General features: G+C 73.7%; 22 protein-coding genes. 17 read left to right on the top strand and 5 right to left on the bottom strand.

The window, feature by feature from the left end; translation table 11 throughout:
* Positions 1-87 precede the first annotated feature (87 nt).
* The 9 genes from CLV92_RS01355 to CLV92_RS21230 all read left to right on the top strand — a co-directional run bounded on the left by CLV92_RS01355 (position 88) and on the right by CLV92_RS21230 (position 12,881).
* On the top strand, positions 88-1,797 hold the full coding sequence (locus tag CLV92_RS01355) for a sensor histidine kinase (protein ID WP_245886313.1): 1,710 nt from the start codon (positions 88-90) through the stop codon (positions 1,795-1,797).
* Positions 1,794-2,525, top strand: a complete 732-nt coding sequence (locus CLV92_RS01360) for a response regulator (protein ID WP_104430962.1) — start codon at positions 1,794-1,796, stop codon at positions 2,523-2,525. The genes CLV92_RS01355 and CLV92_RS01360 overlap by 4 nt, the downstream gene beginning before the upstream one ends.
* Positions 2,526-2,654: 129 nt before the next feature.
* Positions 2,655-4,931 carry a putative bifunctional diguanylate cyclase/phosphodiesterase gene (locus CLV92_RS01365; protein ID WP_104430963.1) on the top strand — a complete coding sequence of 759 codons (2,277 nt, stop codon included), beginning with the start codon at positions 2,655-2,657 and terminating at the stop codon, positions 4,929-4,931.
* Positions 4,932-5,053: 122 nt separating this feature from the next.
* Positions 5,054-6,889 (top strand): M14 family metallopeptidase, encoded by a 1,836-nt coding sequence (locus CLV92_RS01370; RefSeq protein WP_104430964.1) that lies wholly within the window; start codon positions 5,054-5,056, stop codon positions 6,887-6,889.
* 134 nt (positions 6,890-7,023) lie between these two features.
* Positions 7,024-8,112, top strand: a complete 1,089-nt coding sequence (locus CLV92_RS01375) for a winged helix DNA-binding domain-containing protein (RefSeq protein ID WP_211290755.1) — start codon at positions 7,024-7,026, stop codon at positions 8,110-8,112.
* 97 nt (positions 8,113-8,209) lie between these two features.
* The gene (locus tag CLV92_RS01380) at positions 8,210-8,887 is read left to right on the top strand and encodes a hypothetical protein (protein ID WP_104430965.1); all 678 of its coding nucleotides are present in this window, start codon (positions 8,210-8,212) and stop codon (positions 8,885-8,887) included.
* 205 nt (positions 8,888-9,092) lie between these two features.
* Positions 9,093-9,902 (top strand): ABC transporter ATP-binding protein, encoded by an 810-nt coding sequence (locus CLV92_RS01385; protein ID WP_104430966.1) that lies wholly within the window; start codon positions 9,093-9,095, stop codon positions 9,900-9,902.
* A gap of 3 nt (positions 9,903-9,905) precedes the next feature.
* The gene (locus CLV92_RS01390; protein ID WP_104430967.1) at positions 9,906-12,476 is read left to right on the top strand and encodes an ABC transporter permease; all 2,571 of its coding nucleotides are present in this window, start codon (positions 9,906-9,908) and stop codon (positions 12,474-12,476) included.
* 255 nt (positions 12,477-12,731) lie between these two features.
* Positions 12,732-12,881, top strand: coding sequence for a hypothetical protein (locus CLV92_RS21230; RefSeq protein ID WP_158257089.1), 150 nt, complete (start codon positions 12,732-12,734; stop codon positions 12,879-12,881).
* A 122-nt stretch (positions 12,882-13,003) separates the two neighbouring features.
* On the opposite strand, the gene CLV92_RS01395 is transcribed toward CLV92_RS21230, so the two are convergent.
* Together CLV92_RS01395 and CLV92_RS01400 are read right to left on the bottom strand one after the other, a co-directional pair.
* The gene (locus CLV92_RS01395; protein WP_104430968.1) at positions 13,004-13,468 is read right to left on the bottom strand and encodes a lipoprotein; all 465 of its coding nucleotides are present in this window, start codon (positions 13,466-13,468) and stop codon (positions 13,004-13,006) included.
* Positions 13,469-13,622: 154 nt separating this feature from the next.
* Complete coding sequence (locus tag CLV92_RS01400; RefSeq protein WP_104430969.1) at positions 13,623-13,979, bottom strand: NUDIX domain-containing protein; 357 nt, start codon at positions 13,977-13,979, stop codon at positions 13,623-13,625.
* A 205-nt stretch (positions 13,980-14,184) separates the two neighbouring features.
* Here CLV92_RS01400 and CLV92_RS01405 point away from each other — a divergent pair, with 205 nt between their 5' ends.
* The 4 genes from CLV92_RS01405 to CLV92_RS01420 all read left to right on the top strand — a co-directional run bounded on the left by CLV92_RS01405 (position 14,185) and on the right by CLV92_RS01420 (position 17,486).
* The gene (locus CLV92_RS01405) at positions 14,185-14,937 is read left to right on the top strand and encodes a DUF4253 domain-containing protein (RefSeq protein WP_158257090.1); all 753 of its coding nucleotides are present in this window, start codon (positions 14,185-14,187) and stop codon (positions 14,935-14,937) included.
* 283 nt (positions 14,938-15,220) lie between these two features.
* Positions 15,221-15,856, top strand: a complete 636-nt coding sequence (locus CLV92_RS01410) for a CG0192-related protein (protein ID WP_104430971.1) — start codon at positions 15,221-15,223, stop codon at positions 15,854-15,856.
* Between the two features lie 121 nt (positions 15,857-15,977).
* A complete protein-coding gene (locus CLV92_RS01415) occupies positions 15,978-16,673 on the top strand; it encodes a hypothetical protein (protein ID WP_104430972.1) in 696 nt (231 codons plus the stop codon).
* 117 nt (positions 16,674-16,790) lie between these two features.
* Positions 16,791-17,486 carry a nucleotidyltransferase domain-containing protein gene (locus CLV92_RS01420; RefSeq protein ID WP_146099370.1) on the top strand — a complete coding sequence of 232 codons (696 nt, stop codon included), beginning with the start codon at positions 16,791-16,793 and terminating at the stop codon, positions 17,484-17,486.
* Positions 17,487-17,600: 114 nt separating this feature from the next.
* Here CLV92_RS01420 and CLV92_RS01425 read toward each other — a convergent pair whose 3' ends face one another.
* From CLV92_RS01425 to CLV92_RS01435, 3 genes are all read right to left on the bottom strand, one after another.
* Positions 17,601-17,930 carry a hypothetical protein gene (locus CLV92_RS01425; protein ID WP_158257091.1) on the bottom strand — a complete coding sequence of 110 codons (330 nt, stop codon included), beginning with the start codon at positions 17,928-17,930 and terminating at the stop codon, positions 17,601-17,603.
* 302 nt (positions 17,931-18,232) lie between these two features.
* On the bottom strand, positions 18,233-18,955 hold the full coding sequence (locus CLV92_RS01430) for a hypothetical protein (protein WP_104430975.1): 723 nt from the start codon (positions 18,953-18,955) through the stop codon (positions 18,233-18,235).
* On the bottom strand, positions 18,952-19,449 hold the full coding sequence (locus tag CLV92_RS01435) for a SigE family RNA polymerase sigma factor (protein ID WP_211290757.1): 498 nt from the start codon (positions 19,447-19,449) through the stop codon (positions 18,952-18,954). Before CLV92_RS01435 ends, CLV92_RS01430 begins: the two co-directional genes overlap by 4 nt.
* A 338-nt stretch (positions 19,450-19,787) precedes the next feature.
* On the opposite strand from CLV92_RS01435, the gene CLV92_RS01440 reads away from it, so the two are divergent.
* The 4 genes from CLV92_RS01440 to CLV92_RS01455 all read left to right on the top strand — a co-directional run bounded on the left by CLV92_RS01440 (position 19,788) and on the right by CLV92_RS01455 (position 22,198).
* Positions 19,788-20,216, top strand: a complete 429-nt coding sequence (locus CLV92_RS01440) for a DMP19 family protein (protein WP_104430977.1) — start codon at positions 19,788-19,790, stop codon at positions 20,214-20,216.
* A gap of 225 nt (positions 20,217-20,441) precedes the next feature.
* A complete protein-coding gene (locus CLV92_RS01445; RefSeq protein ID WP_104430978.1) occupies positions 20,442-20,765 on the top strand; it encodes a hypothetical protein in 324 nt (107 codons plus the stop codon).
* A 316-nt stretch (positions 20,766-21,081) separates the two neighbouring features.
* The gene (locus tag CLV92_RS01450; RefSeq protein WP_146099372.1) at positions 21,082-21,399 is read left to right on the top strand and encodes a hypothetical protein; all 318 of its coding nucleotides are present in this window, start codon (positions 21,082-21,084) and stop codon (positions 21,397-21,399) included.
* Positions 21,400-21,604: 205 nt separating this feature from the next.
* Positions 21,605-22,198 (top strand): hypothetical protein, encoded by a 594-nt coding sequence (locus CLV92_RS01455; protein WP_104430980.1) that lies wholly within the window; start codon positions 21,605-21,607, stop codon positions 22,196-22,198.
* Positions 22,199-22,256: the final 58 nt, after the last annotated feature.

Consider the following 22,256-nt stretch of genomic DNA (forward strand, 5'->3'; position numbering starts at 1 on the left):
GGGGCACCGCCTCCACCCCCGGTCGCACGCCCGGCTCCCACCCGGGGCCGACGCGGACCCGGCCCGGCCGTCCCTACGCTCGGGCGGGTGCAGCACCCCTCCCCCGCCCGGGCCGTGCTCGACGGTCTGCGCGGGCACGCCCTCGCCGTCGACGCCGCCCTGATGGCGCCGCTGATCCTCACCGCGGCGGTCGTGGACGGCCACAGCGGCGAGCACCTCGTCGTCACCCTCGGTCTGACCGCGCCGCTGATCTGGCGGCGGGCGGCTCCGGTGACCAGCGCGGCGGTCGTGGCCGCGTTCGCGCTGCTGGAGGTGCTCGCCCTGGACGCCTTCCTCGTCGGCAACGTCGCCGTCCTCTTCTCCGTCTACGCCCTCGCCGCCCACGCCCCGCGCTGGGCTGCGGCCGGCGGCCTCGTCGTCGCCCTCCTCGGGGCCGGCCTCGCGGGGGTGGTCTTCTTCGGCGACAGCAGCGGGAGCGTGTTCGTCACGACGGGGATCATGTCGCTGCTGGCGGTCGTGGCCGCCGTCCTCGGCCTCGCGCGCCGCACCCGGCTCGCCCACGCCGACACCCCGGCACCGGCCCCGCCCGGCACCTCCGCGGGGCGGACCGCGCCCCCGCCGCCCGAGTGGGACTTCGAGGTGCGGCTGGCGGAGGCGGTGTCCTGGCTGCGGGGGCACCCGCTCGTCGTGGACGCGGTCATCGCCGGCGCACTCGCGCTGCTGCTCGTGCCCACCGGCGTCGCGATGGGCAGCGACGGCGGGCTCTTCCTCTCCGCCGCGCTGGTCGTCCCGCTCGCCTGGCGGCGGATGGCACCGGCCGCCAGCGCCGCCTGCGTCGCGGCGGCGGCGCTGCTGGAGGTGGTCCTCAGCTCCCAGTTCCTCCCCGCCAACGTGGCCGTGCTGGTCGCCGTCTACTCCCTGGCCGCCTACGCGCCGCGCTGGGCGCGCTACGCCGGGCTGGTCACCGCGCTCTTCGGGGCGCTGCTGGCCGCCGTGCGCTACGGCCCCGACACGGCCACCGACCTCATCCTCCTGGTCCTCCTCGCCGTCAGCGCGGTGGCCGCCTACGCCCTCGGCATCGTCCGGCGGGCCCGCCTGCAGCACCTGGAGCAGCTCGCCGAGCGCGCCCGGCTGCTGGAGGTCGAGCGCGAGAACGAGTCGCGGCTGGCGGCCACCACCGAGCGCCAGCGCATCGCCCGCGAGATGCACGACGTCGTCGCCCACTCCCTCTCCGTGATCATCGCCCAGGCGGACGGCGGTCGCTACGCCGGGCGCAGCGACCCGCAGGCGGCGGTGGCCGCCCTGGAGACGATCGCCGGCACCGGTCGGCAGGCCCTCACCGACATGCGCTCGCTGCTCGGGGTGCTGCGGCAGGACCCCGGCAGCGAACTGCTCCCCCAGCCCGACGCCACCCAGATCCCCGCCCTGGTGGAGTCCGTCCGCCGCAGCGGCCTCGACGTCGACGTCAGCGTCGAGGGTGAACCGCGCCCCCTGCCGCCCGGCCCGGGCCTCGCCGCGTACCGGATCGTGCAGGAGTCGCTGACCAACGTCCTGAAGCACTCCGGGCCCGCGAGCAGGGCCGCCGTGCTGGTGCGCTGGGAGGCCGACCGGCTGCGGCTGGTGGTCATCGACGACGGCCGCGGGGCCGCGGCGGCCGGCCACGGCCGCGGCTCCGGCCAGGGCATCCGCGGCATGGCGGAGCGCGCCCACCTGCACGGCGGGCGCCTCAGTGCGGGGCCGCGCCCCGGTGGCGGCTTCGAGGTCCAGGCCGAGCTGCCCTACCCTCGCGGCTCGTGACGGCCACCCCCTGCGACCCCGCCACCGGCGCCCCCGTGCGGGTCGTCCTCGTGGACGACCAGCAGCTCGTGCGGGCGGGCTTCCGGATGGTGCTGGACTCCCAGCCGGACCTCACCGTGGTCGCCGAGGCCTCCGACGGCGCCGAGGCGGTGGAGCTGCTCCGGCGCACCGCCGCGGACGTGGTGCTGATGGACGTGCGCATGCCGCGCATGGACGGCATCGAGGCCACCCGCCGCATCGTGGCGGCGCCCGGGCCCGCCGGGCACGCCCCGCGCGTCGTGGTCCTGACCACCTTCGACCTCGACGAGTACGTCGTCTCCGCGATCGCCGCCGGGGCCAGCGGCTTCCTCCTCAAGGACGCCCCGCCGGAGGAGATGCTCACCGCGGTGCGCACCGTCCACGCCGGTGACGCGGTCATCGCCGCGAGCTCCACCCGCAGGCTGCTGCAGCACGTCGGGCCGTTGCTGCGCGCCGAGGGCGGGGGTGGCAGCGCCCGGGTCCCTCCCGACCTCACCCCCCGGGAGCTCGAGGTGCTCGTGCTGATGGCCCACGGCCTGAGCAACACCGAGATCGCGGAGCGGTTCGTGGTCTCCGAGGCGACGGTGAAGACGCACGTCGGGCGCGTCCTCGCCAAGACGGGTTCCCGCGACCGCGTGCAGGCAGTGGTCCTGGCCTACGCCTCCGGCCTGGTGCAGCCGGGCGAGGTCCTGCGCGACGCCGCGTCCTGACCCGGCCCGGCGCCCCCTGCTCGCAGCCCCCTCGGCCCGGCCCGGGCGACGGCACGGCCGGGACTCCCAACGGGTGAGCTGCGCCGCCACGGCTCAAGGGCCTCGCGCGCCCCTGCCGATCCCCGGAGAGTGTCCGAGTCGGCGACGGCGGCGGGGCGCGTCTCCCGGCCGGGCCGGGCGGGGCGCGCCCCGGCGCTGCTGTGCGCCGTCGCCGCGCTGACCGCGGCGCTCGCACTGCTGCCGCTGCCGGTGTCCGCACCGCTCCTCGCGGCCCAGTTGCTGGCCTTCGCCGCCCTGGCGGTGAAGCTGCGCGAGCGCCGCCGGCAGGGGCGCCGCGCCGACCGGGGTGTCTGGCCGGCGCTGGTGGCGGCCGCCGCCCTGGCGATCACCGCCGAGGTCGGGGGCAGCGCGCACCGGGGCGCGCTGCCGGTGTCGCTGACGATGACGGCGGCCTTCCTGCTCGTGAGCCACAGCCAGCTGCAGCTGCTGCGCCAGCGGGTGCGCAGCCTGGCGGGCGCGGCCCGTCTCGACATCGCCGCCTCCACCACCTCCGCCTCCGCCATCGCGGTGGCGCTGCTGATGCCGCGCCTGCAGGAGAGCACGGACCTGCCCGCCGGGGCGGTGCTCGCCCTCCTCGTCGCCGCGGTGGCGGGGGTGGCGGTGCTGCTCCAGGCCACCGCGTGCGCGGTCCTGACCGCCCGGGCGCCCGACCGCCGGATCCTGCTGGTCGGCGGCGGCGCCCTCCTGCTGCTCGTGCCCGACGCCGTCGACGTGCACCTCCTCGCAACGGGACCCGGCGCGGTGCTCCCGACGGCGGTGCACGGCGCCGCGACGGCCCTGGCGCTGGCGGCGTGGGCAGTGGCGTCGCGGATGCCCCGGCCCGCGCCCGCCCCGCGACTGGACGAGAGCGCCGGTGCGGTGGCGATCGGACCGGCCCTCATCGTGCCGCTCTGCCTGGCGCTGCTGTGGTGGGACCACGTCCGCGCGCTGCCCACCCAGGCCGTGGCGCTGGCACTGGCCACGCTGGTCCTGCTCTCCCTGAAGGCCACGACGGTCGTGCACCGGCTGGCGCAGCTGAACTCCACCCGCCGGCAGGCGCTGACCGACCCCCTGACGCACCTGGGCAACCGGCGCGCCCTGACGGCCCGGCTCCACGAGCTCGAGGGCGGGGACGAGCCGTTCTCGCTGTCGCTGGTCGACCTCGACGGCTTCCGGGAGGTCAACGACACCCTCGGGCACGAGGCGGGCGACGAGCTGCTGCGGCAGGTCGCGGCGCGCCTGCGCGAGGGCTGCGGCGCCGACGACCTCGTGGTCCGGCAGGGCGGCGACGAGTTCGCGCTCCTCTCCCCTGGCAGCACCCTGGAGGCGGCGACCGAGCGCGCGCAACGCCTCCACGACCTGCTGCGGGTGCCGTACCTGCTGGAGGGCAAGCGGGTCCACGTGGGCGGCAGCCTGGGCGTGACCGCGAGCCCGGGCCGCGGGCCGGTCGCCGACGTGCTGCTGCGCCAGGCCGACGCCGCCCTGCACGCCGCGCAGGCGGGCGGCGGCGGGGCCGTGGCCTACTCGGCGGAGCTGGACGAGGCCCGGCAGCGGGCGGCGGAGACGGTGGCGCAGCTCCTCGACGCGGTGGGCTCCCCGCGCCGCCGCGGCGGCCCCGGCCCGGGCGGGCGGATCGTGGCGCACTACCAGCCGCAGATGGACCCGCTCACGGGCGCCGTCGTGGGGGCGGAGGCCCTCGTCCGCTGGGAGCACCCCACCCGCGGGGTGCTCGCGCCGTTCCACTTCCTCGCCGCCGCCGAGGAGCACGGCCTGATGCCCGCCCTGACGGAGCTGATGCTGGAGGACGCGCTGACCAGGGTGAAGCAGTGGCGCGAGCTGGGCTGCGACCGGATCTCCGTCAACGTGTCGGCCACCTGCCTGCGCGACGACCGGCTGGTGGCGACGGTGCGTGCGGGCCTCCTGCGGCACGGCGTCCCGGCCTCGTCCCTGGTGCTGGAGATCACCGAGACGGAGATCATCGAGGACCTCGCCACGAGCAAGCGGGTGCTCGCGGAGCTGGTGGAGCTCGGGGTGGGGGTCAGCATCGACGACTACGGCACGGGGTACTCGTCGCTGGCCCACTTGCGCGACCTGCCGGTGGAGGAGCTGAAGCTGGACCGCTCCTTCACCGCAGAGCTGGTCACGGACGCCCGGACCCGGGCCATCGTGCGCACGACCGTCGACATGGCTCACAGCCTCGGGCTGCGGCTCGTCGCCGAGGGCGTGGAGGACGCCCGCACGCTGGAGGTGCTGCGCCTGCTCGGGGTGGACCAGACGCAGGGCTACTTCCACAGCAGGCCGGTGCCGCCGGCGGAGCTGTCCGCCTGGTTGCGCGAGAACGCGGCGGCCCGGCCGCGGGTGCACTGAGGGCACGACAGCTCGGCCAGGAAGACTAGACGTGACGCACGGTAGTGGGCATTGTGTCCGACGCCCCCTCCTGCGGTCGGGCAGCCTGCAGTGCCGCAGGGTCCTCGCGTGAAGGAACCCCCATGCCCCGACGCCCCGCCTGGGGGATCGCGACGGCCGCCGCCGCAGCGATCGCCCTGCCCCTGCTCTCCTCCCTCCCCTCCGAGGCCGCCGGCCCTCCCGCGGAGCGGCGCGACCTGCGCACCTACGTGGTGGACGGCGCGCGCACCAGCGCTGATCGCTCCGCGGTCGCCGCGACGGGCGCGGCGATCCTGGAGGCCGACCACGCCCGGGTCGTCGTCACCGCCACGACGAACGAGGCGCGCGCCCTGCAGCGCCTCGGCTTCGAGGTGGAGGAGCGGTTCTCCACCCAGGACTTCCCCGCCGCCGACGCCGCCTACAGCACCTACTCCGAGATGAGTGCCCGCGTCTCGGCGGCCGTCTCCCGGTACCCGTCGCTGGTGTCGCGGACCTCCATCGGCAGGTCCTACGAGGGCCGTGAGCTGTGGACCGCGAAGATCTCCGACAACGTCGGCACCGACGAGAACGAGCCCGAGGTCCTGTTCACGTGCAACCAGCACGCGCGGGAGCACCTGACGGTGGAGATGTGCCTCTACCTGCTGGACGAGTTGACGTCGAAGTACTCCACCGACAGCCGCATCAAGAACCTCGTCGACGGCCGCGAGGTCTGGATCACCTTCATGGTCAACCCCGACGGGGTGGAGTACGACGTCGCCACCGGGCAGTACCGGATGTGGCGCAAGAACCGGCAGCCGAACTCCGGCTCGAGCTACGTCGGCACGGACCTGAACCGGAACTGGGCCTACAAGTGGGGCTGCTGCAACGGCTCCTCGACGAGCCCCTCCTCCGACACCTACCGCGGCCCCAGCGCCTTCTCTGCGCCGGAGACGCGCGCCCTGTCGAACTTCGTCACCTCGCGGCGCGTCGGCGGGGTGCAGCAGATCAAGTCCCACCTGGACTTCCACGCCTACGGCGAGCTCATCCTGTGGCCCTACGGCTACACCGCCGCCGACACCGCGCCCGGCCTGACCACCGACGACCAGAGCACCTACGCCACCCTGGGCCGGCAGATGGCCGCCACCAACGGCTACACCGCCGAGCAGGCCAGCGACCTGTACGTCACCGACGGCGGGATCGACGACTGGCTGTGGGGTCAGGAGCGCATCTTCACCTACACCTTCGAGATGTACCCGAAGGACTCCGCCGGTGGGGGCTTCTACCCGCCGGCGAGCGTCATCGGCCGTGAGACCGCCCGCAACCGGGAGGCGGTGCTGAGGTTCCTGGAGGCCTCCGACTGCGTGTACCGGGTCATCGGGAAGCAGTCGCAGTACTGCGGCGGGACCGGCGGCACCGAGACGGTCCTGTTCGGCGACGACTTCGAGTCCGCACGGGGGTGGACGGTCAACGCCGCCGGCACGGACACGGCGACAGCGGGGCAGTGGACGCGCGCCAACCCCGAGCAGGTGGACTCCAGCGGCGCCAAGCAGCTGGGCACCACCACCAGCGGCTCGTTCGACCTGGTCACCGGCCCCCTGGCGGGGACGTCGGCCGGCGCCCACGACGTGGACGGCGGGACGACCAGCGCGCAGTCACCGGCCATCGCCCTGACCGGCGGCCGCTCCTACCGGCTGACCCTGAACTCCTACCTCGCGCACGGGTCGAACTCCTCCAGCGCCGACGGCCTGCGGGTGCGCGTCGTCGGCTCCGGCGGCAGCAGCGTGGTTCTGGACCGCCGCGGCTCGGCCACCGACGTGGACGCCGCCTGGGCGGCGACGACGGCCGACCTCAGCGCCTTCGCGGGGCAGAGCGTCCGGATCGTCGTGGAGGCCACCGACGCCTCGACCGCGTCCCTGGTCGAGGCCGCCGTGGACGACGTGCGGGTGATCTCGGTCTCCTGAGAGCGGCCGACCGGCGCCTCGGGCGGTGCCCGACCGGGCACTGCACGAGGCGCCGGCGCGTCGGGCCCCCGGTCTACCGTGGCGGCGGGGCGTCGCCCCGCCGAGCTCCGCCCAGCGAGCCCCCTGGAGGCCGGGTGCCCCTCTCCGCACCGCCGTCCGAGGTGGCGCTGCTGCGGCTGGTCGCGCACCGGCTCGCCGGTCCTCCTGCGCCCACCGCCGCCGAGGCGGTGCGGGAGCTGGGCGCGGTCCAGGCGCAGGACCTCCCCGGTGCCCTGACCTCCGTGGCCCTGCGCACGGCGGTCCGCGACCGCGGCCCGGTCGAGGCGTCCCTCGACGCGGGGGAGGTGGTCCGCGCCTGGCCGATGCGCGGCACCCTGCACCTGGTCGCGGCGGCGGACCTGCCGATGGTCCTGGAGCTGACGGCGGAGCGGACCCTCGCCGGCACGGCGCGGCGGCGCGCGGAGCTCGGCCTGGGCGACGCCGAGCTCGCCCGCGCCCGGGAGGTCGCCGAGGAGGCGCTCCCCGGCGGCGGGCTGCGACGCGACGACCTGCTGGGCGCCTGGGCGGCGGCGGGCCTGGCGGTCGGCGCCGGCCGCGGCTACCACCTGCTGCTGCACCTCGCGCTGCGCGGGCTGCTGTGCTTCGGCCCGCTCGCCGCCCGGCGCGCGGCGAGCGGGAATCCGGAGCAGCTCGTGGTCCTGGCCGAGCGGTGGATCCCGAACCCCTCGCGGGTCTCGCGCGAGGAGGCCCTGGCGCGGTGGGCCGAGCGCTACTTCCGCTCCCACGGCCCGGCGACCGCCCGCGACCTCGCGCGCTGGGCGGGGCTGACCGCCGCCGACGTGCGCGCGGGGATCGCCGCGGCCGGCGACCGGTTGTTGCGCCTGGACGTCGAGGGCGTCGAGCACCTCCTCGACCCGGCGACGCCCGACCGCCTGGCGTCCTGCCGGGCGCAGGCCCGCGGCCTCCTGCTGCTGCCCGGCTTCGACGAGCTCGTCCTGGGCTACGCCGACCGCAGCGCCACCGTCGCCCCGGAGTTCGCCGAGCGCATCGTGCCCGGCGGCAACGGGGTGTTCCGCGCCACGGTCGTGGACGACGGCCGGGTCGTCGGCACCTGGCGGCACCGCGGCAGTGGCGGGCGCCGGAGGATCGAGGCGACGCCGTTCACGTCGTGGCGCGCGGGTGTCGCCGAGGCCCTGGAGGCTCTGCACGCGGAGCTGCCGTAGGGGCCGCCGGAGGGTGCGTTCCTCACGCTCCGCAGCGGTGCCGATGCGCCTCGTGACGCGCTTGGCAGAAGTGGTCCGGGGGTGAAAGGTTCACCCCATGTTCACGCACGTTTCGCCCGGGTCTCACGTACGGCAGCTCTCCTCCGAGCCCCTCCTCCGCGTCGCCGTGGCGGGCTCGGCCGTCGTCGCCGTGCTGGGTGCGGCGGCCGCCGTCGTGCTGCACCACGAGACGCCGGCGTCCCGGTTGCTCCACCTCGACCTGGAGCGCGGCGTCCCGGCCGCCTGGTCGGCGCTGCTCATCATCGCCGCCGCGACGGCGGCGCTCGCCCAGCGGCACGTCAGCGTCTGGTGCGCCGCCTTCGGCGGGCTCCTGCTCTTCCTGGCGGCCGACGAGGTGCTCGTCATCCACGAGACGATCGAGCACAACACCGGCGTGGACTGGCAGATCCTCTACTCCCCGCTCGCCGTCCTGGGCCTCGTCGTGGGGGTCATGCTGGCCCGCGCGCTGCGGGCCCGGAACCGGCTCTCGTTCCAGCTGCTGCTGCTCGGCGGAGCGTGCTGGGTCACGTCCCAGTTCCTGGAGGCCATCCAGTGGAACGGTGACGTGAAGGCCACCGGGTACGTCTACCTGATGTTCACCGAGGAGGTCCTGGAGATGACCGGGACGATCCTCTTCCTCGCCGCCATGCTCGTGCTGCGGAACCGCGCCACCGCCCGCAGTGCGGTCGGCGCCGGCCGGGCCCGGCCGGTCGCCACTGGCGCCCCGCTCGTCTGACGGACCCAGAGCGCGAGGCCCGCCCCCGCTGCATCCACCCACGGGTGGACGCAGCGGGGGCGGGCCTCCGTCTGCGGCACCAGGGAGCGCGCCGGCGGAGATCCACTCGCGGGCCGACGCGGCGCCCACGGCCCCGCACCTAGCGTCTGCAGCACGCCACCGCGTCGTGCGGTGAGCGGGAAGTGTTGCGACGCAGGAGGTCCGCATGCCCCCCACCGTGTCATCGCCGGGGTCGGCGCCCACGGCCGCTCTCACCGAGGACTCCGCGGCCGTGCGCGCCGTGGGACTGCGCAAGGTCTACGGCCGGGGCGAGGCGGCCGTGACCGCCCTCGCCGGGGTGGACGTCGCGTTCGGCCGGGGTGCCTTCACGGCCATCATGGGCCCGTCCGGCTCGGGCAAGTCCACGCTCATGCACTGCCTCGCAGGGCTCGACACCGCCACCTCCGGCCAGGTGTGGCTGGGCGGCACGGAGCTCACCGCGCTGCGAGACCGCCAGCTCACCGAGCTGCGCCGCGACCGCATCGGCTTCGTGTTCCAGGCGTTCAACCTCCTGCCGGTGCTGACCGCGGAGGAGAACCTGCTGCTGCCCCTGGAGCTGGCGGGGCGCCGCCCGGACCGGACGTGGATGCGCGACGTCGTCGAGCGCCTCGGCCTCACCGAGCGCCTCTCCCACCGGCCCGCGGAGCTGTCGGGCGGGCAGCAGCAGCGGGTCGCCGTCGCCCGTGCGCTGCTGTCGCGGCCGGACGTGGTGTTCGCCGACGAGCCGACCGGCAACCTCGACTCCCGCGCGGGGGCGGAGGTGCTGGACCTGCTGCGCAGCAGCGTCCGCGAGACCGGCCAGACGGTCGTCATGGTGACCCACGACCCGGTGGCGGCCTCCTACGCGGACCGCGTCGTCCTGCTCGCCGACGGGGAACTGGCCGGGGAGCTGCTGGACCCCACGCCGGACGACGTCCTGGAGGCCCTCGCCGGGCTGGCCGCGGTCGGTCGCCTCGCCGCAGCCGGGAGGGGCTGAGCCGTGCTGCAGCTCACCTGGGCGCAGCTGCGCGCCCACACCGGCAGGCTCGTCGCCTCCGGGCTCGCCGTCGTCATCGCCGTCGCCTTCGTGGTGGCGACGCTGACCCTCAACGCCAGCACCCGCGCGAGCATGCTGCAGGCGGTGGGTGCCCAGTACGTGGGCAGCGACGTGGTGGTGCGCTTCGACCCCACTGCGGCGGCGCCGGTGGAGGAGCTCTCGACCGGTGACGGCACGGACGGGGCGACCGCACCGGGCGAGGACCCGCAGGCGCAGGCGCTGCGGTCGGCCGCCGCCCGGCTCCAGGCGCTGCCCGGGACCGCGGCCCTCAGCCTCGACACGAGCGCCCACTCCACCGCGCGCATCGAGGGACGGCAGGGCAGCCACTTCGTGGCCGTCGAGTCCGTCGCCGCACCCGGCCCGCTGCGCTGGCAGCGGACCTCCTCCGGCCGGCTCCCCGAGCGCGCCGGCGAGGTCGCCGTCTCCGAGCGCACCGGCGCAGCGGTCGGCACCACGATCGTCCTCGACGTGCCGGGCCCGGTCGAGGAGGCCCCCGACGGCGGCACCACCCAGGGGACGCGCCCCCACGAGCTGCGCGTCGTCGGCGTCGTCGACCTGCGCGGGGACCCGTCGGCGGGTTTGGGCGGGCGCCTCTTCGCCCTGGAACCGGACGTGCGGACCGCCGGCGGCACCCCCGACGCCGTGCGCCTCACCGCGGCCGCGGGGACGGATCCGGACCGGGTGCGCGTGGAGGCCGCCCGCGCCCTGGCCGGCGCGCCCGTCACCGTCCTCTCGGGGGAGGAGACCGCCGAGGAGATCGCCGCCGCGTACACCGGGGAGGCGGCGGGGCTGGCCGCCGTCCTGCTGTCCTTCGCGGCCGTCGCGGTCGTCGTCGCGGGCCTGGTCATCGCCAACACCTTCGCGGTGCTGCTGGCGCAGCGGACCCGGGAGCTGGCGCTGCTGCGCTGCGTGGGCGCGCACTCGCGGCAGGTGCGGCGCGGGGTGCTGGCCGAGGCTGCGGCGATGGGCCTGGTGGCCTCGGTGCTGGGGATCGCCGGCGGCATCGGGCTGGCCGCCGTGGTGTCCGCGGTCGTGGCGGGCACCGACTCCCCCATCCCCCTGGGCACCGTCGTCGTGCCGCCGTCTGCGGTGGGGATCGGCCTGCTGCTCGGGGTCGGCGTCACGGTCGTCTCCGCGCTGCTGCCCGCGCGGGCGGCGACCCGGGTGTCGCCGCTGGCGGCGCTGCGGCCGCTGGACCCGGCGCCGCTGCGCTCCGGGGGCGGGCTGCTCCGGCTGGTCGCGGGACTGCTGCTGTTCCTGCCCTCGACCGCGGCGCTGCTGCTGTTCGCGGCGGTGGGGCAGCTCGTGCCGGCGGTGGGCGCGGGCCTCGGCAGCTTCCTGGGGGTGCTGCTGCTGGCCCAGCGGGCCGTGCCGCCGGTGGTGGCGCTGGCCGGGCGCCTCGTGGGGCCGGTGGGTGGAGTTCCCGGCCGCCTCGCCGCGGGCAACGCGCTGCGCAACCCGCGGCGCACCGCCGCGACCGCGACGGCGCTGCTCATCGGCGTGACCCTCACGACGACGATGGTCGTGGGCGCCTCCTCCACGCGGGCCACCGCGGACGGCCAGCTCGACGCGATGTACCCCGCGGACGTGGTGGTGGAGTCCCCGGAGGGGCTGCCGGGCGGGCTGCTGGAGCGGGTCCGGGCGGTGGACGGGGTGGACGCGGCCGCCGCCGTGCTGCGCGGGGACGTGACGGGCGGCCCGTTCGAGGGCTGGACCGCCTACGGCGTGGAGGCGGCGGAGGTGGCGCCGGTGCTGCGCTCCCCCGCCGGCGCGCCGCAGCCCGAGCCGGGCGTGGCAGTGCTGTCGCGTCAGGCCGCGAAGCTCGTCGACGTGCGCGACGGCGGCACGGTGAGCGCGGGCTCACCGGCCCGGGAGTTCCGGGTCCGGATCGATCCCGAGACGGAGACGTTCCTCGTGCTCACCGCCGCCGACCTGCGCGGCCTCGACCCGGACGCGACGCCGGCGGCGCTGTGGGTGCGCCTCGACGACGGCCTGGACGCGCAGGCGCAGACGGAGCTGGTCATCGAGCTGGAGTCGCTCGTCGGGACGGCCGATCCGGGCGCGATCGTCCACGGCGTGGTCACCGAACGGGCCGCGCTCGACGGCGTCCTCACCACGATGCTGCTCGTGGTGACGGGCCTGCTCGCGGTCGCGGTGGTCATCGCCCTCATCGGGGTCGGCAACACCCTGGCGCTGTCGGTGGTGGAGCGGCGGCAGGAGTCGGGGCTGCTGCGGGCGCTGGGCCTGACCCGCCGGCAGCTGCGCGCGACCCTCGCCTGGGAGGCGGTGCTGGTGTCCGGGGTGGCGGCGGTGCTGGGGGTGGCGCTCGGCACGGCCTACGGCCTGCTCGGCACGACGTCGGTGTTCGGCCTGTCGGGTGAGGTCGTGCTGGACGTGCCGTGGCTGCAGGTGGGCGGGGTGGTCGTGGCCGCCACGGCCGCGGGGGTGCTCTCCTCGGTGCTGCCGGCGCGGCGGGCGGCGCGGGTCTCCCCCGTCGTGGCGCTGGCGGCCTGATCCGCCGGCGGGGCCGCCTCGGCTGAGAGGGGTGGTCCCGCCCGCGGATCGAGGGAGCGCTCCGGACCGACCGTGGTCGGGCCGGCTGGGCGGCGATGACCGTTCTTCGTGCGGCGCCGGACCGGGTGCTCGGTGAGGTGCAGCGCCGCCACCGTGACGTCGTCGACCTGGACGCGGACCTGTACCACGTGCTGCCCCTGAGAGCGTCTACGACCGGACACGGTGTCGGACGGGGAAGCATGCACGCTCGGGAGCGTGGTGGACGACCTCGACGTCGTGCGGGAGCTGGCCGCCGGACGACCCGATGAGGAGGGCGAGAAGGCGGAGGTGGTCGTCTGGCACGACCTGGCGCACGTCATCGGCGTGCTGCAGCGACTCGCGGCGCTCCACCTTCCCCAGCCTTGACACCGTGACCGCGTCAACGGCGTGTGGTGGGTCCGCGTCGGCTCGTACAGCGTCGCGAGACCCACCGCGTCATGCCCGACAGCGGATGAAGACCCGAGACCAGAGCCCTGGCGATCGACAGGTCACTGCGCGGCGTCGCCGCCTGCTGCGAGGTCGCGCTGGCGCTGCTCGTGCAGGCGGGTCGCCTCCTCCGGTGTCAGTGGAGGCTCGGTGATCCCCTGGCGGGCGAGCCGGTCGCGGTGGGCCTGCGCAGCCTCCTCTGCGGGCACAGGGCCGATGCACAGCCAGGTGGCGCCCTCGGGGAGGGTGTCGGCCTCTGGAGGTGGGCAGGGCGGCACCGGGCCGTTCTGCGGAGGGACGCCGGTGGCCGGGGCACTCGCGGTGCCCGGCGTCGCGGTCTGCGAGTCCACCTCCGCCGCGGGGTCCTGTGCGCTGGCTGCCGGCGCGGGTGAGCTCGACTGAGCGCCAGGCACGTTGCTCGGACTGTTGCACCCGCTCAGCGCGATCAGCGCGAGTGCCGGCAGCAGGGCGCGACGCATCTTCTGCATGCGCCTGAGGTGGTGCGGCACGGACGCGGAGACGAGCATCCACCCATCCTCTCGGCTCCGACCCCGTGTCCGCTGAACACGCGCTGCGGGACTGGATCAGGTCATCCCTCCGAGCGGAGAAGACCTCCGACGGGTCGAGGATCGCGCCGTCATCGCGCCGACTGCGGACGTTCGGAGGGGCGGGTCGCGTGGCTCAGTGATCGTCTGGATGGCTGAGGACGCCCTGCAGCATCTGCTGGTGCTGAGGATGTGCGCAGGTGCAGCTCGGCGCCGGACCCGCACCGGCCAGGGGCAGCCGGGAAGCGGGCTCCCTGTCATGGTCGCGGACGTCGATGCGCAGCTCCTCGCGCAGCTCTCGGCGTAGGGTCTCCACCTCGGACTCTCCCGGTTCCAGGTGTCCTCCGGGCAGAGCCCAGGCCTTGGGGTAGGCGCGGCGTCGGGCGCTGCGCAGGGCGAGCAGCACGCGGTCTGCCTCGATCAGGTCTCCAGCGACCACTCGGTGCACCAGCGAAGACAACCAGAGGATCGCGGCACGTCCACGCCGGTTCATGCCGGGGCCCGCGCTGCGGCGGTGGCGGACGTCGGTCGGCTGATCGATCGAGGCTCGGTGGCAGCATGGTGCGATGCCGTGGTGGGCGCCCTGGAGGCGGCAGGAGGATGCACCGGCCGTCGCCGCGTCCGCACCTTCGGCGGGGCCGCCTGCCGACCCGCTGGACCTGCTGGGTACGGGCGGGCATGGGGAGCGGGTGCTTCCGGTGCCGTTGCAGGCCGGGGACCTCGTGCGCCCCGATGGAGGAGAACTGCACGAACCGGTGCTGTGGCTGAGCCGGGGCCCGGCCGAGCCCGGGGCGTGGGCGGCGCTGCGGGCGGAGCACGCCCGGACGGGGCTGTGGCCGTTGTTGTTGCACGGCCTGGGTGAGGGCGAGGACGAGCGACGGCCGTGGGTCGCGGGGGAACTGAGCCCGCCCGCGGAGCGGTCGACCCCGGGAGATCACTCCGCGGAGGCGGTGCTGAGCACGTGGTGGGAGTGGCACGGCTGGGAGGACTGGGGCGATCCCGATGTCCTGCAGTCCATGGCCCCCTACGACCGGCGGTGGCCGGGTCTGGCGCCGGCGCTGCCGCTGCGCGATGACCCCGACCGGGTGGCTGACGCCCGTGCCGAGGAACTGCGCCGAACGCTGCGTCCTGCGCCACGGCTGGGGCTGGTGGCCGCCGAGCGCGGAGCCGAAGCCCTGACCGCCGTCGGCTGGGGCGGGCCGATGCAGTTCGTGGACGACATCGCCGAACTCTCGGCGGTGGTGCGCTCCTGGGAGGAGCGCTTCGGCGCTCGGGTCGTCGGCGTGGGTTTCGCCCACCTCCACCTCAGCGTCGCAGCGCCTCCCCGGACCTTCGAGGAAGCGCTGCCGATCGCAGCCGAGCACGTCGTCTCTCACGACGAGAACACCGACCTGCACCTCTGCGCCCGCTCCCTCGTCGACGCGCGCTCCTGGTCCTTCTGGTGGGACTGACCCGCCCCGGCTGCACCATCCTCGTCAGCGTGCTGCGGTTGCTCGACGCGGCGTGGGGACGCTTCCTCGAGGAGCGGGGACGCTGGAGCAGTTCATCCGAGCAGGCGACCTGCCGGAACTGCTGGCCTCAGCCCGCAGTGAGGTGGACGAGTCGATGGATCGCCGCCCCTGCGTGCGCGACGGCTGACGAGCCGCGCTCGCTCATCGGGGAGGGCTCAGGCGGCGTGGTCGCGCGCAGCCGGCGTCACGACCGGCAGATCGGTTCGCCTGGCAGACTTCGGCGATGGCTGTCCACCACCCTGCGACGATCGTCCCCACCAAGCTGGAACTGCTGCAGGCATGGGTACCCCACCAGCCGTGGCTCGGCGGCGCCGACGTCTCCACCGTCACCAGGCTCGGCTCCTACCGCTTCGACGACCCCGACGGCGAGGTCGGGATGGAGACGCACCTGCTCTCCACCGACGACGGCCGGGTCCTGCAGGTGCCGCTGACGTACCGAGGTGCTCCGAGGGTGGGGGCCGAAGGCTCGCTGATCACCACCATGACGCACACCACGCTCGGGAACCGCTGGATCTACGACGGCTGCCACGACCCCGTCTACGTGACCGCCCTGGTCAGGGCGATCCTCACCGGCGGCCGCCACGCCGACCTGTACGCCGCCACCGACGGAGGACTGGTGCTGGAACCGGCGACGACACACGTGCGGGGCAGCGGATCCTGGTCCTCGGCCGACGTCCCGGCTCTGACGGCGCCGGTAGTCAGCCACCACGGGACGACGACGACCATCCACGCCGGCGTCAGGCTCACCCTGCCCCGGGTCCTCGTCGCCACGACTCCGGCGGCCGACGCGTCGCTGAGCGGGACGTGGCCCGGCCAGGAGACCCCCGTCGTGCTCGCGACCGTGGACGGCTCATCCTGACCGGACGTGCGAGTGGTGTTGCGGTCATCGCTGTGGTGCAGCGTGATCGGACACCCCGGATCGCGCACTGAGTACATCGATTGCGGATGTTCGGCCGTCGGTGATCGTGCAGTCTGTCCCGATGGTGACGATCTTCGTGCACGGTGCCGGTCGTGGGGGTGCCGCCGCGTGGTCCGCCCAACGCGATGCACCGGGCTTCGCCGGGGCGGTGTGGCTGGACTGGCGGGAGCAGGTGACCACGCCCGGCCCACTCGCGGCGGACTTCGTGGACAGCCAGCTCGAGGCGATCCTCGCCCGTGCATGGACGTCCCTCGACGTGGTGGCTCACTCCGGTGGAGCGCTGGCGGCGCTGCTGGCCGCCCAGCGATCGCCGGGCCGGGTTCGCAGCTTGGTGCTGCTGGAGCCGGCCTGCTTCGCCCTGGCCCGTGGCCGCGCGGCGGTGGAGGAGCACGTCAGCGCCATGGCCCCGGCCCTCGCCCGCGCCGGCGACCCCGGCGTCGACGACGTGGAGTACGCCAGGCGCTTCTTCGCCGCCCTGGGAGCACCCGCGCCACCGGCCGAGACGCCGGAGCATCTGCTGGCGCTGCGACGGCTGCGCACGGTACCGGCCCCCTGGGCGGTCGACCTGGACCCGACGGTGGTCGAGCAGACGCCGACGCTCGTCATCACCGGGGGCTGGCTACCGCTGTACGAGGAGACAGCCCAGGCCCTGGCGGAGCTCAGCGCCAGGCACGAGGTGCTCACCGGCCACGGTCACCGCCCCCAGGACCACCCCGACGCCAACGCCCTCATCCGCGCCTTCCAGGCGGCTCCGTGAACGCACGCAGGTCGGAAGACGCGTGCGTCTGCGGCCGCTCGTGATCCCGACCGCCAGCGCCATGAGCTGGCAGCAATCGTGTCGCAGTCCGCCTCTGGCGTTGGGGAGGATGGCGAGGTGGATCCCGTGCTCGCCGCTCGCGCCGTGGTCGATCACCGCTACCCCGAGGCGGTGGCAGCGGTCTTGGCCGGTAGCAGCGCCCGCGGAGAGGCCACGCCCACCTCAGACCTTGACATCGTGGTCGTCCTCAACGGCAGCGGCGGATCTTTCCGCGAGACGCTGCTGCACCAGGGGCAGGTGGTGGAGGTCTTCGCCTACACCGGCGATGAGGTGCGCCGATGGTGGGACATCGACGCCACCGCCGGCCGCTGCACCCTGGCCCACATGTGCGCCCACGGCCTGCTGCTGCACGGCGAGCAGACCGGGCAGCGCATGCAGCACGACGCCCGCGTCTTCCTCGCCGCCGGACCACCGCCTGTCAGCGGCGAGGAGTTGCTGCTGCGTCGCTACCGCCTGACCGGGGCCGTCGACGACCTCCGCGACGCCACCGACCCAGGTGAGCGGCAGGTGATCGCCGCCGCGGTGCTTCTGGAGGCGGCGGAGCTGCACCTGATCACTCAGCGGCAGTGGCGCGGGCAGGGCAAGTGGCTCCTCCGGCGCCTGCGCGCCGCAGCCCCAGCCCTGGCCGAGCGGCTGCTGCAGGCGCACCACCACGTCACGAGCACCGGCGACGCACAGCCGATGGTGGACGCCGTGGAAGGCGTCCTACTCGACAGCGGGGGACGCCTGGCCGAGGGCTACCGACGCGGCTGAGCGCCGCCCTCACCGACCCTGCCGCCTCCGCGAGGACAGTCCGCTCTTCGACAGTTGAGGACGTTCGCCGGCTGTCATGATCGCGCACTCAGCGCGGCGTGGGCGTGCGTTGCGTCAGACCAGACGCAGGACGCGGTCCTCCAGGTCGTCGAGGTCCTGCAAGGTCAGGACGGTCTCGGTGAGGGGGAGGCCGGCGTGCGGCCATTCCAGCGCGATGCCCACCCGCCCGTCGCGGGGCAGCTCGTCGATCCAGTAGGAGGCATCGACGCTGAAGGCGTCGTCGCCGCTGTTGTGCATCGCCCCGCGGGTGTGCGCCGGGCCGGCGTGGTCGTTGACGGTGACGTGGAGGTGGGGGAAGGAGTAGGGGTTGTCCTTGGTGGGGCCGGGGTAGCGGCGCACTCGGCCGTAGGACCAGCTTCGGGCGTCGTTGGCACGCTCACCCACTGCGCGGTACGCGAGCATCAGGTGCAGCCCACTGGGGTAGGCGACGACAGCTCGTAGGCCAGCGGCGATGTCAGGGGCACGGCTGAGGATGAGGGGGCCGTGCACGATTACCCCGAGGTCGTGGGGTGGTCTCCCGTGCCAGCTGTGCTCCTCCATGACACGAGCATGGCAGTCATGCGGAAGGCACCTGGTTCCTTGATCTCCGGGTGCGGCGACTGCCCGTCCGACCTGGCGAGGTGTCACTGGTCGCTCATGATCGCGCCCCATCAGCGGCAAAGGCGGACGTTTCGCGCTGGAGCCGGTCATGGGGCGTTCGGCTCGTGGGGAGCCATCCACTCCGGGGTGCCGGAGGTGAAGGACACGGTGCTCCAGTACTCCTGCTGCTGAAGCGTCAGGCCGGTGTCGGTGGGCTTGCCCGGTGGGCTGAGGAACACGTGGAAGGTGCGGGAGTCGACCTCCGCGCTGGTCATGATCTCCCAGTCGGTGCCCACGCTGTGGCGGCAGGTGGCGAGGTCGCCGACGCAGATGGTGACCCCTGGGCCTTCGGAGTCGATGGTGATGAGCGGGTGGCCGTTGGAGACGTTGGCCTGCATCGTCCCGATGTGCGGCGGTAGCTGCTCGGGCACGACGAACGCGTCCGGGTAGCGCCGCATCGACTCCCGGATCTGGCCGCGCCAGTCATGGCTGTCGATGCCGGGACGATCGGGGGCATCGTCTGGCAGTGGCACGGGCAGCGGCAGCGTGAACTCACCGGCGGTGAAGTCCTCCGGGCTCGTGGTGGCGGTCGTGGTGGAGGGGACGGCCGGCATCAGCTGGCGGGTGCTGTCGTCGGTGCCTGGTAGCGCCAGGATTAGTGCGGTCGTGGCTACAGCGGTGGAGGTCGCTGCCGCGCTCCAGGCCAGGCGGTGACGACGCCTGGCTCGCACCGCGCCGGTCAGTGCTGCCTCTGGCAGCCACGCTGCTGCCTGCACCTCGCGGGTGTCGTCGTGCATGCGCTGCCGCAGCTGCTGCTCGAAGTCGATCATCGTGCCGCCTCCCGTGCCTTGTCCTCCACGCTCATCAGCTGCCGTAGCCGGCTCAGCCCGCGAGAGCAGTTGCTCTTCACCGTCCCCGCCGAGCAGCCCAGCTCCTCAGCGATACGGGCCTCGGACCAGTCCTCGAAGTAGCGCAGCACCACCACCGCACGCTGACGCGGCGGCAGCTGACGCAGCAGCGCCTCGACCCCGGCGCGCTGGGCCCGTGCCTGCGTGCCATCGCTGACCGGCTCGTCGTGCCACTGCTGCAGCTGGACCTCACGCACGCGACGGCTACCGATGCGCCAGCGGTCGGTGATGCGACGCGCCATCACGACTCGGGCGTAGGCGTGGGGGTCCTCCACCCGCCGCCAGTGCCGGTACGTGCGCTCCAGCACGTCCTGCACCAGGTCCTCGGCAGCGCCTCGCTCCCCGGTCAGCAACAGCGCCGTGCGCAGCAGCTGCGTCGTGCTGCCCCGGACGAACTGCTCGAACGAGTCCTCCACCAGGCTCCTTCCATAGCGCCTCGCCAGTACAAGACGACGCCGGAAGCACTCCGGTTGTCACCTGGACGAGACAAGCCCACAACGCCAGTGCCACTGCATGGTCAAGCGTCCCTTGCACCTCGCCGACCGCTCGCTCATCGACAATTGAGGACGTTCGCCGGCCGTCATGATCGCGCACTCAGCGCGGCGAAGTCGGATGCTGAGCTCAACACGCATCGGGGTCGGTGGTGCAGGGTGAACGGTGACTACATGTGGCAGCCAGCTCCTCCGGGACAGTCCCTGGTGTCTTCGATGCGGAGAGCGCCTCACCTGAGCATGATCAGGAATGGAGGTCGCTGATGGGCACCCCGCTGATCGGCGCGTTGAACGTCCGAGCCATCTACGCGTATGAGGTGGAAGACGCTTCAGCCCTCCCGGGACTGCGCATCCTGGGGGCGGTGATGGGCCTGCACGGCATCGCCATGAACGGTGGACTGGTCGTCGGAGGCATCGAGAACCTCTTCTTCAACGAGAGGATGCACGCGGTCGACGATGCGATCGAGGGCTTCCGATGGCTCGGGCTGGCAGACGTCGCCGCGCTCGTCGCCCGTGCCCGGGACGAGTACCTGCGCTTCCGCCCAAGCGGCTGGGAGGACATCTCCGACGAGGACGCGCTCATCTGGGACCAGCTCGACACCGCGTTCTTCGAGATCGCCGCCGATGAACGACTCGAGACGGCGGTGCCAGCCCGCCTGCAGGACATCGCGCCGGAGCTGCAGCCGTCCTGACAGCTGCAAGATCACCTCACCACGGCGGGGCGTGGCACGAGCGCTCATGATCACGCTTCATCAGTGGCGAAGTCGGAAGTTCGTGGGCTGCCCCTCGCCCCTTCCTGACTCGTAGCCGATCATGCTGGTGTGCGATTGCTGAGGGTGTCGACGGCCCTGCTGGTTCTAGTCGCTGGAACATCGTGCAGCTCGCTGTCCTGCACGGATGTCGGGGCTGACAGTGGGGTGACGTTCGACTTGTCGGCGTTGCCCACCGTCGGGGCACCTTGGGAGGTCACTGCCTGCATCCAGGAGGTGTGCGATACCCGCATCGTGCAGCCGGCAGACGGGACTTCCCCCTTCTTCCGCGCTGACGCCTTGACGGAGGACGCGGTTCAGGCGCGGCTGCAGGTCTTGGATGCCTCCGGGGGGACGGTGATGGACGACACGGTCGGTGTGACTCCTGTCCGCTACCAACCCAATGGGAAGGGCTGCGAGCCGATCGTGTGGCAGGCAGAGATGCTCGTCGGGGCAGACGGCGTCCTGCGGCAGGTCAAGGCAGCCTCATAGACCAGCGGGGCTTCCAGCCCGGCACCTACACCTGACGCATGTGACCGGACATCCGCAGATCGGCAATTGAGAGCGTTTGCCGGCTGGTCATGATCGCGCCAGTAGCTCGTCATGGGAGTGCGTCGCGGTGGTGGCTTACGGGTGGATGAAGGTGGATCTGGCCTAGAGAGCCGAGGGCCTGTGTCACGGTGCTGCGAAGAGGTTGACTCTCGAGGACCCCGGCCCAGCGATGGCCGGGTCTGGCCGTGGATGGAGGAGCGAAATGGCGGAAAGTCCTGCTCGCCGTCCGGTGTCATGGATTCTGGGGACTGCGGTCGTGAGTGCGGCCGCTGCGGCGGCGTGGCTCACCTTCCCGGCGGATGACTCGACCTGGCCGATGCCTGGCGTGCTGCTGACCACGGTGGCGCTCACTGTGGTCGCCAACCTGCGGATCGGTGGCTGGCTCTGCGTTCCGGTCGTCGTCGCTTCGGTCTTGGTCGGCCTCACGGTGGCCTTGAAGTACCACGGCTACTGGCAGGGGGACATGGGTTCTGTCATGTTCCTCATCGGCACCTACCTGACCGCGGTTGCAGTGGTCGCGAGTGTGCTGACGACGATCGTGAAGTACTTGTTCAAGAGCCAGCCTGCATCGTGAAGCGAGGATCACCGCTCGCGGATGCACTCCTCGGCGAGCGAGGACGCTCAGCAGCCTTCATGATCGCGCCCGCAGCGCAGCAATTGTCGATGTGGCTGAGCGATTCCTGGCTGTGGTCGCATGCGGGCGGCAGGGTGGGGTGGTGACCTCGACATCCCCACCCGAGGCGGTGGGCCCGTCTTCCGGTTCACCACTGCCTCCGCAGGTGCAGGCCACCCTGGCCGCACTGGTACCCGACGACGCCCTGACGGAGTCCTACCAGGGTTGGTCGAGGTCGCCAGGTCACCTGGACTACGACTGGGCCGTGGTGCCCAGGTCCGCGGTCTGGCACCGCCTCGGCTTCGACCCACCCACCCTGCCCAGCCTGGCCGGCGACGCCGTGCGGGAGCACTTCGCGGTGCACGGCCGCTACGGCAAGCCCTCGGAGTCGAGGCGGTCCGGCGACGCGTGCGCGCTGCCGGTCGCCGTGTTCTACCTGCCGGTGGACCTGCCCTGGGAGAAGGCGCAGTCCGGCGACGCTCTCTCCCGGGGCGCCACCTTCCTGTGGCTGCACGAGCCCTACGCCGGCCACCCATGGACGGCCGCGGTTCGCTGCCGCAACGAGCGCGATGACCGACGCAGCTTCACCGTCGTTGAAGTCGCCGGTGTCCACCTCGGGGTGCAGGTGGACACCTACGGCCTGGCGCAGCTGTCGTGGACCCTGCGCCGAGGAGGCCGCGACGTACGCGCCATAGTCACCACCAAGCGCGATCCCAGCGCAGCCGTCCAGATGCTCCTCCACGACGGCGTCCTGACATGACTCAACCAGCTTCCAACGACGTCGCCCATACATCCGCAAACCGACATGAGAGCAAGAT

Origin of the sequence: Kineococcus xinjiangensis (assembly GCF_002934625.1) — a bacterium.
GTDB lineage: Bacteria > Actinomycetota > Actinomycetes > Actinomycetales > Kineococcaceae > Kineococcus_A > Kineococcus_A xinjiangensis.

Coding starts and splice junctions, on each gene's coding strand:
- CLV92_RS01370 (WP_104430964.1), top strand. CDS start 5,054: ATGCCCCGACGCCCCGCCTGGGGGATCGCGACGGCCGCCGCCGCAGCG.
- CLV92_RS01380 (WP_104430965.1), top strand. CDS start 8,210: ATGTTCACGCACGTTTCGCCCGGGTCTCACGTACGGCAGCTCTCCTCC.
- CLV92_RS01385 (WP_104430966.1), top strand. CDS start 9,093: ATGCCCCCCACCGTGTCATCGCCGGGGTCGGCGCCCACGGCCGCTCTC.
- CLV92_RS01395 (WP_104430968.1), bottom strand. CDS start 13,468: ATGCTCGTCTCCGCGTCCGTGCCGCACCACCTCAGGCGCATGCAGAAG.
- CLV92_RS01400 (WP_104430969.1), bottom strand. CDS start 13,979: ATGAACCGGCGTGGACGTGCCGCGATCCTCTGGTTGTCTTCGCTGGTG.
- CLV92_RS01410 (WP_104430971.1), top strand. CDS start 15,221: ATGGCTGTCCACCACCCTGCGACGATCGTCCCCACCAAGCTGGAACTG.
- CLV92_RS01415 (WP_104430972.1), top strand. CDS start 15,978: ATGGTGACGATCTTCGTGCACGGTGCCGGTCGTGGGGGTGCCGCCGCG.
- CLV92_RS01430 (WP_104430975.1), bottom strand. CDS start 18,955: ATGATCGACTTCGAGCAGCAGCTGCGGCAGCGCATGCACGACGACACC.
- CLV92_RS01440 (WP_104430977.1), top strand. CDS start 19,788: ATGGGCACCCCGCTGATCGGCGCGTTGAACGTCCGAGCCATCTACGCG.